The sequence below is a fragment of the Microbacterium aquimaris genome, assembly GCF_039531285.1.
In the GTDB taxonomy this organism is placed as follows: domain Bacteria; phylum Actinomycetota; class Actinomycetes; order Actinomycetales; family Microbacteriaceae; genus Microbacterium; species Microbacterium aquimaris.
The window spans coordinates 324734-337287 of sequence record NZ_BAAAPT010000002.1; the positions used below are offsets into that span (position 1 = coordinate 324734).

Below are 12554 nucleotides of genomic sequence, written 5' to 3' on the forward strand. Positions count from 1 at the left end.
AAGAGCCCCCGCCGAGCTGGAACCTCGAGCGGGGGCAACCACCACCACACATAGGAGCACGATGATGAACACCAAGAGTATCGAAACCCGCCCCGCGTTCCCGAGCGCATCGACGATCGGGGTTACGGAGATGCTGAACGCCGCCGCCACGCTCGAACTCGACGCAGACGGGCTGGGGCTCATGTTCGGGCAGGAGTCACCCCTCGAGGACGGACGCCCCGGCTACGAACTCCCCCTCGGACTCGCAGGGAAGGCGTTCCTCGACCTCGACGACACGGGCGTCTGGCAGCTCGGAATCGACTTCCGAGACCAGATCACGTTCGAGCAATTCCAGGCCGCGACAATCCTGATCGCGCTCGCGCAGTACTGGGCCGAGAAATACGACCAGTAATCCCATTCGACCTCAAGGGGGCGTTGGCACATCCTGTGTCGGCGCCCCCATACTCTTTTCGCCGCGTAAAGGGAAACCAGTAGGGCTTTCCTGCGTAAAGCATGCGTGCACCTTGTGGACCGGAGTGGAAATGTCTGCCAAAGGTGTTAATCTGAAACCACTGGTCAAGCGCCCCGGCGTATTGACACCACCTCCACTCGGAGGGGTTTAGCAACACAAACCCAACTGAGAGAGGTGAACAAGTGGAAGAAGAAAGACGCTGGGGAACGGTCGCAGAGGCCGCCGACGAATGGCAACTCTGCACAAAGACGGTACGACGTTACATCTCAAGCGGCGACATCTACGCCGAACGTCTCGGACCGCGACTGATCCGTGTTGATCTCAACAGCATCCACGGACGGCCGCTGAGCTTCCAGGACATCGCTTGACGCTGGCGCACACCGCCACATCCCGCGTGAAGTTGAATGCGCGGAAGGTAGACGACCTAATCGTCTACGGAATGGGCAAGTTCGACGCTGCCGGCATTCACGTATCGCCGTCGAAGATGTCGAAGCTCGTCCGTGAAGCGGCTCGCAAGTACGGGTTCGCCGTCGCGGCCCTGATCGTCGACAACTACTTCGACAACGCGGAACTCCTGCAATGGGAGTCCTACGCGCGCGCATTGCGAGGTGGTTCTGTTTGACCACCGAACACGAAGAAACCCCCATCTCTGGGGGTCCCGAGAACTCTGCTGGGCGGCCGGGTTCTAACCCAAAGTTTAGCCGAATCCTCGCACGATTTCACAAGGCACAACGCGAAATCGCGGAGCAACGTGACCGTGCTCGAGGCGGTGACGCAAGTGACGAATGACATTGTGCGTCGATTCCTCGCTGGCGAAATCGAATCCCACCAGCTCCCGGGCGCTCTCTGGCATCTATGGGCGGACGGATACCGCGCCGGATGCACCGAGATGCAAACCCGTGTTGACCGGGCCGAGCGTGAAGCAGACAGCTGGTACTACATCGCGAACAACCCCGCCGAGGTACGCGCTCAACATGCACGTGCTCTCGCGGAATTCAACGCAGCACAGCACCGCAAATCCACAAGTGAACAGTGGGCGGCACTCGATCGTGTCGCCGCGGAAAGATCGGAGGTAGTCGCGTGACTGCCCAGTACATCGATGTCGCCGCGATCCTCGACGGCAACATCACCGCCCCGCAGACGGCCGTAGGAGGCCGCAGGAGCGACGGCGTGCCCCTCTGCTACGCCTCAGCCGTAAACGTGCTCCTAGGGGCACCTGAGGCCGGGAAAACCCTGGTCGCGGGCGCAATGGCCGCCGACGAGATGTTCAGCAGTGGGCGTGTCCTGTGGATCGACCTCGACCACAACGGGCCGGCGGCGATCGTCACCCGTTTCCGCGAGTTCGGTGTGTCCCGCGACATGCTCATCGACAACTCCAGCTTCCGGCTCGCAGTACCCGAAGACCCGCAGGAGGTCATGCAGCTCGTCGCCGACACGATCAACTGGCGGCCGTCGCTCGTGATCGTCGACTCCATCGGAGAACTGCTGCCCATGTTCGGTGCGAACTCCAACGACGCCGACGACTACACGCGAGTCAACAGGCAAGTGCTCACCGCGCTCGCATCAACCGGGGCAGGTGTCCTCGCGATCGACCACGAAGCGAAGTCCCAGTCCAGCAGCAACTACGGCGCCACGGGTACAGCGGCGAAGAAACGTGCCATCGATGGGGCGTTGCTTCGAGTGACGAACACCCGACCGTTCCGACCGGGACACGGCGGTGAAGCAGTCCTCTCGATCGTGAAAGACCGACACGGTGCACTCCGCCAACTCGTCGACCCCGACCGGGAACCCGCCGTCACCGTCTTCTCCATCGAGACACGAGACGGTGCGTCCCTCGCACGGTTCGGGATGCCCGCGGTGAAGGCGCCTTCGGTGTCGGACGTGGAGATGTTGCAGAAGCTCACTCCTCCCCCGACCAGTGTTCGTGACGTGAAAGACCGGATGACCTGGGGATCTACCCGAGCAAGCAAGGCGTTTCGAGACTTCCAGCATGTTCCGGGAACGCCCGGGAACGTTCCGGGAACGTCGGGTGATGTGCGTGTTCCCGTGTTCCCCACCCCTAAAGGGGGGGAACGGGGAACGCTCACCGGGAACACCGAAACGGAGGCCGCATGAGTCACCGTGTCTGGCTCGAAGAATGCCACGGCTGTGAACCCTGGACCCGAGTCATCCCCCACCCGTCCACACGAATGCCCATCGTCCAAGCGATGCACGAAGACGGATGCACGGTCTGGCCACGCATCCAACGATCCGACTCAACGGAGGTGACCTGTGGCACGCGGTGACAACGAGTGGGCGTCGCTACGCGACGAGCTCAAGCACACGGCACCGGCATGCGACGGCGACGACCGGTTCATCCAGGACGACCTGACCGAGACGGAACAAAACGCACTCAGCCGCATCTGCGACCGGTGCCCCATCCAACTCCGCACAGCCTGCAAGGCCTACGGAGCCGTCACACGACCACCCGGCAGCTACTACGCCGGCACCTACTACCCCGCACCGAAGGAGGGCTGACATGAGCGCCACTTTCGACCCCGCAGGACCGATCGCAGAGCTCCGAAAGCTCGGCATCGAACCGAGATGGCCGAAACAAGAGAAGGTCACCGTCTACCGCGAACGACGCCGATGGGAATACGAACTCACCTTCATCGCCGACACCGCACTACGCGACCTCGCCCACCTCATAGTCGACGGCTGGACCATCCACATCCACCCCGTCTACCCACGAATCCGAATCCGAATCGAACGACCCAACAAGGAGAACTCATGAGCACGAACACGACCACCCTGACCAGCCTGCGAACCATCCTCCGCAAGCTCGACATCACACTGCCCAAGCCCATCCGAGACGCCTACGCGGACACCGACCGACTCAACACCGCCGCACGCGACATCGAACCCGTCACGTCGAAGCAGATCGCCCACGCATGGGGCACAGCGATCCTCGAAGACCGCGACCCCCACACCGACCCGGCCGTGCAACGACTCATCACGATCAACGCGCTCGGCGACTCCATCGCACAAAAGATGGCCGACACCGCCGAAGACCACATCATCGACGCACTCCGGGCCAACACACGCCCGATCCTCGAAGCACTCCGCAACCTCGCAACCACCGCGGGCAAAACCCTCGAGGACGCCAACACTGTCCTCCGAGGACTCCCCCTCGAAGACCGCGAAACAATCGCCGCGCACGGATCCAAGCACCTCGCCGCATGGGAGCAAGCAACCGCCGCGAACTCCACGCTCAAGAATGTCGACCGCGCCTGGAGTTGGCTGCAAACCCTCACCCGGTTCGCCCCCGCATCCGAGTGGATCGTCCGCCTCGCCGATGTCGACCTCGACACGTTCGAGAAGCACCGTCGCCGCTGCAACCCGTGGGATCTCATCGTCGCCGGTCACAGCATCGACCTCGCCATCGACACCGACACGATCCAGGCCCGCAACAGTCGACGCGCCGAAGAGCACGCAGACCGCATCGCAGCAGGAGACGCAGCACGCAGGAAGCTCATGAACCCGAGCGCCGGGATCAGCCTCATCCCCGCGGTCTGAACCCCGCTGGTGGGGGCGCTCGGGTGTGAGCGTCCCCACCACATAACTGAACAGGAGCACAGATGGTGAAGAGATCGGACGCTCTACGGAAGCGACACCGCGTGATCATCGCGAGGACCAAGCCGAACTGCCACATATGCGGGCAACCCATCGACTACACCCTCAAGTACCCAGATCCGATGAGCTTCGTCGTCGACCACGTGAAAGCGCTCGCGAACGGTGGAGCCGACACCCTCGCGAACAAAGCGGCAGCGCACAACACATGCAACAGCACAAAGCGGGCACGGGCATACGCGCCGATCGTCAGACGATCAGGAGCGCTCGATTGACATGGGCAGAGACACACGAACGCGGACACGCGACGACCAACGACACGGGTCGGTCAGGGATCTCGACGACCGCGACCCCAGGGGGACTGCACCCCTTGACCGTGGCTCTGTCGTCACTGGGCTCTGGGACGCGCTCTCTCTTCGAAAAAAACGAATGTCGGTGTGAGGGGGTTTGGTGATGGATGAGGCGTCTGAGGGCGTTGTTGGGGCGATCGAGAAGGGGCGCCGGGAGTTGCTGGTGGCGGCTCGGTTGCGGATCGCTCAGGTGATTGATGATGGCGCGCCGGCTCATGCGTTGGCGCGGTTGGTGACGGAGCTGGATCGGCTGGATGGGCAGATCCGGGTCATTGATGAGGAAGACACGGATTGGATCGCTCACGTTCAGGATGAGCCGTTCGATCCGTCGTCGCTATAGCGAGGGGACGAAAATGGCGAATAGGACTATTGCGGTAAAGCTCGTTGCGCAGGTGCAGGAGTACGAGCGGAACATGTTGTCGGCTGCGAAGGCGACGGCGACGATGGGTACTGAGTCGGAGCGGTTGGCGCGGTACAAGGAAGCGTTTAACGCTGTGGGGCGTGCCGGGGTCGGTATGGGTGCGCTGATCGGTGCAGGTGTGACGGTCGCGGTGAAGAAGTTCGCGGACTTCGATGAGGCGATGTCGAATGTGCAGGCGGCGACTCATGAGACTGCGGGGAACATGGATTTGCTGCGGCAGGCGGCGTTGGATGCTGGCGCGTCGACCGTGTACTCCGCGACTGAGGCTGCTGGTGCCATTGAGGAGTTGTCGAAGGCTGGTGTGTCCACGGCAGACATTCTCAGTGGCGGGTTGATGGCGTCGCTGAATCTTGCGGCGGCGGGTGAGCTCGAGGTTGCTGAGGCGGCTGGGATCGCGGCGACGGCGTTGAAGACGTTCGGGTTGCAGGGCGAGGACATGGCGCATGTCGCTGATCTGCTCGCGGCTGGTGCCGGCAAGGCGATGGGTGACGTTTCGGATTTGGCGTCTGCGTTGGCTCAGGGCGGTCAGGTGGCGGAGGCTACCGGGTTGAGTATTGAGGAGACCACGGCGGCGTTGTCGGCGTTTGCTGCGCAGGGCTTGCTGGGTTCGGATGCGGGTACGGCGTTCAAGTCGATGTTGCAACGTTTGACGCCGCAGTCGGCTGAGGCTGAGCGGACCATGAAGGAACTGGGGATTGCGGCGTATGACGCGTCGGGTGAGTTCGTGGGGTTGTCGGAGTTCGCGGGGAATCTTCAGGGGGCGTTGCAGGATTTGACGCCGGAGCAACGGAACGCGGCGTTGGCGACGATCTTCGGGTCGGATGCGGTGCGTGCGGCGACCGTGTTGTACCGGGAGGGCGCTGAGGGCATCGATGAGTGGACCGCGGCGGTTGATGACCAGGGGTATGCGTCGGAGACGGCAGCGGCCCGCCTGGACAATTTGAAGGGCGATATTGAGGCTCTGGGTGGTGCGTTGGATACGGCTCTGATCGAGACGGGTTCCGCGGCGAACGACACGCTGCGGGAGATGGTGCAAGCCCTCACGGGTCTGGTGGACATGTATAACGACCTGCCGGGGCCGGTGAAGGATGTTGTCCTCGCGACCGGTGGTGTGGCTGCGTCGGTCGGGCTTGCGGGTGGTGCCGCACTGTTGGCCACGACGAAGTTCATCGAGATGCGGTCGGCCCTCGCGGCATCGCAGGTGTCGATGAAGGGTGTCACGTTGACCGCTGGTGCTGCGGGGCTCGCGTTGGGTGGGCTGTTCGCGATCATCGGTGAGGTGGCACGCAAGCAGGCTGAGGCGCGTGCGAAAGCGCAGTCATATGCGGATGCGCTCGGGTCCGGTGAGGATGCGGTGCGTGAGCTGGTGGAAGCGAACTTGCAGTTGGATAAGACGCTCGCGTTCCTCGACTTCGGTTCCGCGTATGACAACGCCGACAAGTTGGGAATCTCGCTCGGGCTTGTTGAGGATGCGGTCACTGAGGGTGGTGCGGCCCTCGATGAGCTGACGGAGATTCTGGACGTTGCGACCGGTGGTGGTGAGGCGGCGCAGGAGATGGCCGACAAGCTCGGAATCTCCTACCTGGACTTGACTCAGACGGCGGGCACGTTGACGGAGCAGGTGAACGATGAGCGTGAGGCGCAGGAGCGTGCGAACGTGATCCGTGATCAGGCAGCGCGTGCGACGGACGAGAACGCGGAGTCGGCTGAGTCGGCCGCGGAGGCGTACCTGGAAGCGACCGAGGGTGTTCAGGATCTTCGCGGGCAGCTCGAGGAGCTTATCGAGACGATTAATGAGGCGAATGGTGTCGGTCAGGACGCGATCTCGCAGAACATCGCCTACAAGGATGCGTTGGCTGAGGTTGATGCGGCGATCGCTGAGGGCACGACTGGTTGGGATGTGAACACGGAGGCGGGTCGGGTGAATCAGCAGATGCTGGTTGATCTTGCCGCGCAGTCGCAGGATGCGGCGAAGGCTCAGTTTGATCTGGATGGGAACACGGACGCGTACCGGCAGACGTTGGAGAACGGTCGGCAAGCGTTGATCGACCGGGCGATCGACCTGGGGGCGAACGCGGACGAGGCGGAGGCGTTGGCGGATCAGATTTACCGCATCCCGGATTCCACGGAGTGGGAGGTGATCGCGGAGACACAGAACGCGACATCTCAGATCGCCCAGTTCATTGCTGACTCCTCCGCGAAGGACATCACTATCGGGGTGACGACGTACCGGAAGGATGCCGCGGGTGACCTGTCGTTCCAGATCGGCAACGGCCCTGAGGGGCGCGCGTTCGGTGGCGCGATCTACGGACCCGGCACGGGCACGTCGGACGAGGCCGGCCTCTACAGGTTGTCGAACGGTGAGCATGTGTTGACTGCGGATGACGTGCAGGACATGGGCGGGCAGGGTGCTGTGTATGAGTTCCGGCGTGCGTTGCAGTCGGGGTGGAAACCGCCGCAGGACACGCGGGACAACACGACGTGGGTTCCGACGTATGGGGCGGGTAGTGGTGCGGCACCTCAGCCGGCGTCGGCGCCGTTCCCGGACACGGTGACGTTGGTCGATGCGGACGGGTCGATCCTGACTCGTGCACGGGTGGTCGCGGATCAGCAGATCGCGTCACACGACTCGGCGGCGCAACGTCGAGCACGAGGCGGCAAAGCACGCTAACCGGACGAGGGGGGTGGGGTTGTCGGCCTCACCCCCTACTCTTGGACACCCACAACACACGGGGGACAGAATGGATTTCAGAGACACCGAGGCAATGGTTGCGGCGTTCAGGAACATGTCGCCGGCCGAACTCCACGCGTTCGGCGCGATCGTTGGACATGACAAGGTGGCGGAGATGCTGAAGCGGATTGATGGTTACGAGTCCGCGACCGCGGAAGCTGGCGACAAGATCGCTGAGGAGGCAGAGAAGCACATTGCCGATCAGTCAGGATGACCTTCTCGGGCAGCCTGTGTGCCCCGCGTGTGGTGTTGTGATGCGTGACACCCCGCGGGGTTTCTCATGCCCGTGGTGTGGCCGTACAGGGCCGTATGACTCCACCGGACGTACCGATGTAGCACCTGGCCCGGATCTGCCCAGCATCCACGGCGGCTGATGTCGGTGGCCACAGCTAGCGTGGGCGTCGCCCACCAGTTGGAATATCGAGCAAGAGGAACGGACACAATGGCCAGCACCGAATACGTCATCAATGAGGGGTACGGAGATCGCGTCGTCGTCAAGGGAGCCGTCGCGGTCTCTCAGCAGGACGGCTTCTTCTACTTCCGGGATGGAATGAAGATCACCCAGTTCATCATCAAGGCGGATGTTGTGCGCCACATCAAGCGAATCGAAGCCTCGTAGATGTTGCACGCATATTGCACGACACCGCGCTGAACCGAGAAAACCCCCGGATTTCCGGGGGTTTCTTGGTGCGCGATACTGGGATCGAACCAGTGACCTCTTCCGTGTCAGGGAAGCGCGCTACCGCTGCGCCAATCGCGCCTGTGAAGGCTGTTCACTTGTCATGCGAGGTGGCGACGGGATTCGAACCCGTGTAAACGGCTTTGCAGGCCGGTGCCTAGCCGCTCGGCCACGCCACCGCGTGTGGTTCGACCCACGTGTCGTGATCGCTTCGAAGAACGATCCCCGCACTCGAGCGGATGACGAGACTCGAACTCGCGACCCTCACCTTGGCAAGGTGATGCGCTACCAACTGCGCTACATCCGCATTTCGTTCCCGGTGTTTCCCGGGCACTTGAAAGACTCTAGCCGATTCCGAGCCGCGCGCAAAACCACTCTCCCCCCGCGCGTGTCTCACGTCTCGGTTCGAAGCGTGCCGCGGAATCAGGTACGATCGGTACTCGGCCCGCGAGGGTCATCGGCCCCAGGGTCGAGGGCGATTGGCGCAGCTGGTAGCGCGCTTCCTTCACACGGAAGAGGTCGTGGGTTCAAGTCCCGCATCGCCCACCGGATGCAAGAGGGCCTCACCGCGATGCGGGGAGGCCCTCTTGCATTATCAGTCGTGCGCGTCAGGCCGGGACCAGCCCGGCGCCGAGCACTTCGCGCAGGTCCTCCGCGACGTGTTGTGCATAGTCGGTGACCGTCGAGAACGGCCCCGCGAGCTGCGCCTCCTCCAATGCGTACGTCACGACGCGTCGCGCCGTCTCTTCGCACACACCGGAGTGTGCCACGACCGCCGGTACGAGGACCTGCGTCACCGCGGCCATGCGTGCCTTCGGGCCCGCCACGCGCAACGGTCGTAACGCGTCACGGATGATCGGTGCGTAGTCGGTGTTCATCATGCCTCCTTCTCGCCTCCGTACGCGCGGCACGGAGATCACGACCGGGCGACGTCGCCCGGTCGGCGAACCCCGGTGGAACCCCACTCCCCCAGAAACCTCACCGGTGTTCGTCGAACCACCATTCTATCCGCGCGGACGGTGACGGGTCCTCCGAACCGCCGGTCAGACCGGCGGTTCGACGTCGTCGCGCCATGACGAGACGGCTCAGGCCTCGCCGACCGACCACCCGAACCGTCGATGGAGGACGTCGGCGACGCGGACGAACCGATCCAGGTCCAGCACCGCCGCCTCACGCCGCATGCCCTGGCGGTGGACGAGGTATACCTGGTCCACATCCACCCACGACGGGCGGCCGCGGCTGTCCCACGGGCCGCTGCCCAACGCCACGTAGTCGCGGTCGCCCTGGTGGGAGGTGCTGGTCAGCTTGACGGCGTACACGCGCTCGTCGTCGTGACGGCCGATCACCAGTACCGGGCGGTCCTTCCCACGGCCGTCGTTCTCCTGGAAGGGCACCCACGTCCAGACCACTTCACCGGCGTCGGGGTCGCCGTCCTTGTGTGGCGCGTACGTGATGCGCAGCTCCGACGCGCGCGGCGGCGCGATCTCGACCGTCGCGGTGGCGCCGGATCGGCCCTCCCCTGTGCCTGCCACCGTCCGTGGGCGGACCAGACGGCCGACGACGCCGGCGACGGCAGAGAGGATTCCGCGACGCTTCACGGCGTCATCCTATCGGCGCCCCTCCGGGCGGGCACGCCGAAGGGGCGCCGTGGCCGAAACCACGACGCCCCTTCGAAGCAGAGCGAGCTGCGGGTGGATCACGCCATCGCGTAACCCTCTTCGCCGTGCACCGTGGTGTCGACGCCGGCGAGCTCGTCCTCGTTCTTGATGCGGAAGCCGATCGTCTTGTCGATCGCGAAGCCGAGGATGAAGGCGATCACGAAGGAGTAGATCAGCACACCGAGGGCCGCAACGACCTGGAGGATCAGCTGCTCGAAGCCACCACCGAGGAACAGACCGGTCTCGGTCGCGAAGAAGCCGAGGTAGATCGTTCCGACGAGTCCACCGACCAGGTGCACGCCGACAACGTCGAGCGAGTCGTCGTAGCCGAGCTTCCACTTGAGCTCGATCGCCAGGGCGCAGACCGCACCGGTGACGACACCGAGCACCAGCGCCCAGCCGGGGGTCAGGTTGGCACATGCCGGGGTGATCGCGACCAGACCCGAGACGGCACCCGACGCGGCACCGACCGAGGTGGCCTTGCCGTCCTTGAGCTTCTCGACGATCAGCCAGCCGATGATGGCCGCGGCGGTCGCGCCGAGCGTGTTGATGACGATCAGGCCGACGACGGTGTCCTCGGTACCCAGGGCGCCGAAGCCCTCGGCACCGGCGTTGAAGCCGAACCAGCCGAACCACAGGATCGAAGCGCCGAGGACGACCAGCGGCACGCTGTGGGGCTTGTTGATGCCCTTCTGGAAGCCGATGCGCTTTCCGAGGACGAGCGCCAGGGCCAGCGCCGCGGCACCGGCGTTGATGTGCACGGCCGTACCACCGGCGTAGTCGATGACCTCCGTGGAGAAGCCGAAGCTGGTGCCGAGGTTGTAGACCCAGCCACCACCCCAGACCCACGCGGAGACCGGGAAGTAGACCACCGTGGCGAAGATGCCGGCGAAGAGCATCCATGCGCCGAACTTGGCGCGGTCGGCGATCGCGCCGGAGATCAGCGCGACGGTGATGATGCCGAAGGTCGCGCCGAACAGCGCGCCGACGAGATCGTCACTGGAGGCCGAGGCCAGTCCGAAGTCCGAGAAGGGGTTGCCCGCGAAGGCCCAGGTGCTCTCGACGCCGCTCATGTTGAATCCGTAAAGGATCCACAGCACGCCGACCAATGCCATCGCGCCGAAGCTCATCATCATCATGCTGACGACGCTCTTCGCCTTGACGAGGCCTCCGTAGAAGAACGCAACGCCGGGCGTCATAAAGAGCACGAGTGCCGAAGCTGTGATCAGCCAGGCAAGATTTCCGCTGTCCATGAAGTTCCTCATCCATGTGTCGTGTTACTCGAGTGCCCACGGTCGCCGCAGTTCGGGTAGCGGCCCCGGTGGGACGTACCCAGTGTCGCGACCGGGGGTTTCCGGCGCCGTGCACCGCGTGTTTCGTGTGTGTTACGTACGGCGCGCACAGGTAAACATCAGGTTTCCCGGTGGCGGGATTGTGCCGAGAGATGGCCCGAATCTCTGGCGCGCGTCAGAGAACCCCGTCACGGATCGACGTCTGGAGAAGGGGATTGACCTCAGGAGAGCGTGGACGCGACGAGTCGGGAGATCGCGCGGAGGTACTTCTTGCGGTAGCCGCCGGCGAGCATCTCCTCGGGGAAGACCCCGTCGAGGGAGAGGCCGGTGGCCCGGATCGGGATCTGCGCGTCGTAGACCCGGTCGATGAAGGCGACGAACCGGAGCGCGGCGGACTGGTCGTCGAACGCGGTGACCTCACGCACACCGACCGCATCCAGTCCGTCGATCAAACGGATGTAGCGGGAGGGGTGCACCTGCGCCAAGTGGGCGACGAGGGCTGTGAAGGTGTCGTCGGAGACGAGGCCGTGGGCGGCGACGGCGGAGATCCGCTTGTCGTATTCGTCGTCGGTGAGCACATCGGCGTGCCCGTCCACGGCGCGCTGACGGTAGTCGGTGCCGTCGATCCGAAGGGTCTCGAAGCTCGAGGCCATCGCGTGGATCTCGCGGAGGAAGTCTTGGGCGGCGAATCGCCCCTCCCCCAGCGCGTTCGGCGGGGTGTTCGAGGTCGCGGCCAGTCGCGTCCCGGACGCGACGAGTTCGCCGAGCAACCGCGTCATGACCATCGTGTCACCGGGATCGTCGAGTTCGAACTCGTCGATGCACAACAGATCGGCCCCGCGGAAGAGGTCGACGGTGTTCTTGTAGCCGAGCGCGCCGACCAGCGCGGTGTACTCGATGAACGACCCGAAGTACTTCCGACGCGCGGGCATGGCGTGGTAGATCGCCGCGAGCAGATGCGTCTTACCGACGCCGAATCCGCCGTCGAGATACACCCCCGGCTTCTTTTCGGGACCCTTCTTCGCACGACGGAACAGGCCGCCCCGGGCGGGGGCGGAACCCCCACCGGCGAAGGCGGCGAGCTTCTCCTTGGCTTCCTGCTGCGACGGGTGGTCGGCGTCGGCCCGATACGACTCGAAGGTCGCGCCGGCGAATTGCGGAGGGGGGACGAGTGCCGAGACCATGTCCTGTCCGCTCAGCTGGGGCTGACGATCGACGAGGTGCACGATGCCGGTGCGGGTCGCGGTCATGTCGTCCTTCGGTCGCGGCTGTCGCGGATGCGCTCCCCGGCCACGCGAAATAGGCTCGGGGACGCGGATCCACCCTACGCGGTCCGCACCACCCCCTGCCCCGAGGAGACCTC

At 64.2% G+C, this 12554-nt stretch carries 16 protein-coding genes and 4 tRNA genes; 13 read left to right on the plus strand and 7 right to left on the minus strand.

Features of this window, described 5'->3' with window-relative positions; genetic code table 11:
- Nucleotides 1-64 precede the first annotated feature (64 nt).
- The 12 genes from ABD204_RS11050 to ABD204_RS11100 all read left to right on the plus strand — a co-directional run bounded on the left by ABD204_RS11050 (nucleotide 65) and on the right by ABD204_RS11100 (nucleotide 8181).
- Complete coding sequence (locus ABD204_RS11050; protein WP_194424811.1) at nucleotides 65-391, plus strand: hypothetical protein; 327 nt, start codon at nucleotides 65-67, stop codon at nucleotides 389-391.
- Between the two features lie 499 nt (nucleotides 392-890).
- A complete protein-coding gene (locus ABD204_RS11055) occupies nucleotides 891-1073 on the plus strand; it encodes a hypothetical protein (protein WP_194424810.1) in 183 nt (60 codons plus the stop codon).
- A gap of 129 nt (nucleotides 1074-1202) precedes the next feature.
- Nucleotides 1203-1535 (plus strand): hypothetical protein, encoded by a 333-nt coding sequence (locus tag ABD204_RS11060; RefSeq protein WP_194424809.1) that lies wholly within the window; start codon nucleotides 1203-1205, stop codon nucleotides 1533-1535.
- Nucleotides 1532-2566, plus strand: coding sequence for an AAA family ATPase (locus ABD204_RS11065; RefSeq protein WP_322597617.1), 1035 nt, complete (start codon nucleotides 1532-1534; stop codon nucleotides 2564-2566). Before ABD204_RS11060 ends, ABD204_RS11065 begins: the two co-directional genes overlap by 4 nt.
- A 156-nt stretch (nucleotides 2567-2722) precedes the next feature.
- Complete coding sequence (locus tag ABD204_RS11070) at nucleotides 2723-2968, plus strand: hypothetical protein (RefSeq protein ID WP_194424808.1); 246 nt, start codon at nucleotides 2723-2725, stop codon at nucleotides 2966-2968.
- A 1-nt stretch (nucleotide 2969) separates the two neighbouring features.
- Nucleotides 2970-3224 carry a hypothetical protein gene (locus ABD204_RS11075; protein WP_194424807.1) on the plus strand — a complete coding sequence of 85 codons (255 nt, stop codon included), beginning with the start codon at nucleotides 2970-2972 and terminating at the stop codon, nucleotides 3222-3224.
- Complete coding sequence (locus ABD204_RS11080) at nucleotides 3221-4006, plus strand: hypothetical protein (RefSeq protein WP_194424806.1); 786 nt, start codon at nucleotides 3221-3223, stop codon at nucleotides 4004-4006. The genes ABD204_RS11075 and ABD204_RS11080 overlap by 4 nt, the downstream gene beginning before the upstream one ends.
- A 62-nt stretch (nucleotides 4007-4068) precedes the next feature.
- Nucleotides 4069-4335 (plus strand): HNH endonuclease, encoded by a 267-nt coding sequence (locus tag ABD204_RS14095; RefSeq protein WP_194424805.1) that lies wholly within the window; start codon nucleotides 4069-4071, stop codon nucleotides 4333-4335.
- Nucleotides 4336-4513: 178 nt separating this feature from the next.
- Nucleotides 4514-4750, plus strand: a complete 237-nt coding sequence (locus tag ABD204_RS11085; RefSeq protein WP_322597616.1) for a hypothetical protein — start codon at nucleotides 4514-4516, stop codon at nucleotides 4748-4750.
- Nucleotides 4722-7502 (plus strand): phage tail tape measure protein, encoded by a 2781-nt coding sequence (locus tag ABD204_RS11090; protein WP_194424803.1) that lies wholly within the window; start codon nucleotides 4722-4724, stop codon nucleotides 7500-7502. Before ABD204_RS11085 ends, ABD204_RS11090 begins: the two co-directional genes overlap by 29 nt.
- A 70-nt stretch (nucleotides 7503-7572) precedes the next feature.
- Entirely contained in the window at nucleotides 7573-7776 is a 204-nt protein-coding gene (locus tag ABD204_RS11095) for a hypothetical protein (protein ID WP_194424802.1), read from the plus strand.
- A 228-nt stretch (nucleotides 7777-8004) separates the two neighbouring features.
- On the plus strand, nucleotides 8005-8181 hold the full coding sequence (locus ABD204_RS11100) for a hypothetical protein (protein ID WP_194424801.1): 177 nt from the start codon (nucleotides 8005-8007) through the stop codon (nucleotides 8179-8181).
- Between the two features lie 66 nt (nucleotides 8182-8247).
- Here the strand turns inward: ABD204_RS11100 and ABD204_RS11105 are convergent.
- The 3 genes from ABD204_RS11105 to ABD204_RS11115 all read right to left on the minus strand — a co-directional run bounded on the left by ABD204_RS11105 (nucleotide 8248) and on the right by ABD204_RS11115 (nucleotide 8548).
- Nucleotides 8248-8322, minus strand: a tRNA-Val gene (locus tag ABD204_RS11105).
- Between the two features lie 27 nt (nucleotides 8323-8349).
- Nucleotides 8350-8420: transfer RNA gene (locus ABD204_RS11110), tRNA-Cys, on the minus strand.
- A gap of 55 nt (nucleotides 8421-8475) precedes the next feature.
- Nucleotides 8476-8548 (minus strand) — tRNA-Gly (locus ABD204_RS11115).
- Nucleotides 8549-8714: 166 nt separating this feature from the next.
- Between ABD204_RS11115 and ABD204_RS11120 the strand changes: the two genes are divergently transcribed.
- Nucleotides 8715-8787, plus strand: a tRNA-Val gene (locus ABD204_RS11120).
- A gap of 62 nt (nucleotides 8788-8849) precedes the next feature.
- Here the strand turns inward: ABD204_RS11120 and ABD204_RS11125 are convergent.
- The 4 genes from ABD204_RS11125 to zapE all read right to left on the minus strand — a co-directional run bounded on the left by ABD204_RS11125 (nucleotide 8850) and on the right by zapE (nucleotide 12441).
- Nucleotides 8850-9122 (minus strand): hypothetical protein, encoded by a 273-nt coding sequence (locus ABD204_RS11125; protein WP_194424800.1) that lies wholly within the window; start codon nucleotides 9120-9122, stop codon nucleotides 8850-8852.
- A gap of 204 nt (nucleotides 9123-9326) precedes the next feature.
- A complete protein-coding gene (locus tag ABD204_RS11130) occupies nucleotides 9327-9839 on the minus strand; it encodes a type II toxin-antitoxin system PemK/MazF family toxin (RefSeq protein WP_409263994.1) in 513 nt (170 codons plus the stop codon).
- A 98-nt stretch (nucleotides 9840-9937) separates the two neighbouring features.
- Nucleotides 9938-11152, minus strand: coding sequence for an ammonium transporter (locus tag ABD204_RS11135; RefSeq protein WP_194424799.1), 1215 nt, complete (start codon nucleotides 11150-11152; stop codon nucleotides 9938-9940).
- A 260-nt stretch (nucleotides 11153-11412) separates the two neighbouring features.
- Nucleotides 11413-12441 carry a cell division protein ZapE gene (gene zapE / locus ABD204_RS11140; RefSeq protein ID WP_194424798.1) on the minus strand — a complete coding sequence of 343 codons (1029 nt, stop codon included), beginning with the start codon at nucleotides 12439-12441 and terminating at the stop codon, nucleotides 11413-11415.
- Between the last annotated feature and the right edge of the window lie 113 nt (nucleotides 12442-12554).

Coding starts and splice junctions, on each gene's coding strand:
- ABD204_RS11050 (WP_194424811.1), top strand. CDS start 65: ATGAACACCAAGAGTATCGAAACCCGCCCCGCGTTCCCGAGCGCATCG.
- ABD204_RS11055 (WP_194424810.1), top strand. CDS start 891: ATGGGCAAGTTCGACGCTGCCGGCATTCACGTATCGCCGTCGAAGATG.
- ABD204_RS11075 (WP_194424807.1), top strand. CDS start 2,970: ATGAGCGCCACTTTCGACCCCGCAGGACCGATCGCAGAGCTCCGAAAG.
- ABD204_RS11080 (WP_194424806.1), top strand. CDS start 3,221: ATGAGCACGAACACGACCACCCTGACCAGCCTGCGAACCATCCTCCGC.
- ABD204_RS14095 (WP_194424805.1), top strand. CDS start 4,069: ATGGTGAAGAGATCGGACGCTCTACGGAAGCGACACCGCGTGATCATC.
- ABD204_RS11085 (WP_322597616.1), top strand. CDS start 4,514: ATGGATGAGGCGTCTGAGGGCGTTGTTGGGGCGATCGAGAAGGGGCGC.
- ABD204_RS11090 (WP_194424803.1), top strand. CDS start 4,722: ATGAGCCGTTCGATCCGTCGTCGCTATAGCGAGGGGACGAAAATGGCG.
- ABD204_RS11095 (WP_194424802.1), top strand. CDS start 7,573: ATGGATTTCAGAGACACCGAGGCAATGGTTGCGGCGTTCAGGAACATG.
- ABD204_RS11100 (WP_194424801.1), top strand. CDS start 8,005: ATGGCCAGCACCGAATACGTCATCAATGAGGGGTACGGAGATCGCGTC.
- ABD204_RS11125 (WP_194424800.1), bottom strand. CDS start 9,122: ATGATGAACACCGACTACGCACCGATCATCCGTGACGCGTTACGACCG.
- ABD204_RS11135 (WP_194424799.1), bottom strand. CDS start 11,152: ATGGACAGCGGAAATCTTGCCTGGCTGATCACAGCTTCGGCACTCGTG.
- zapE (WP_194424798.1), bottom strand. CDS start 12,441: ATGACCGCGACCCGCACCGGCATCGTGCACCTCGTCGATCGTCAGCCC.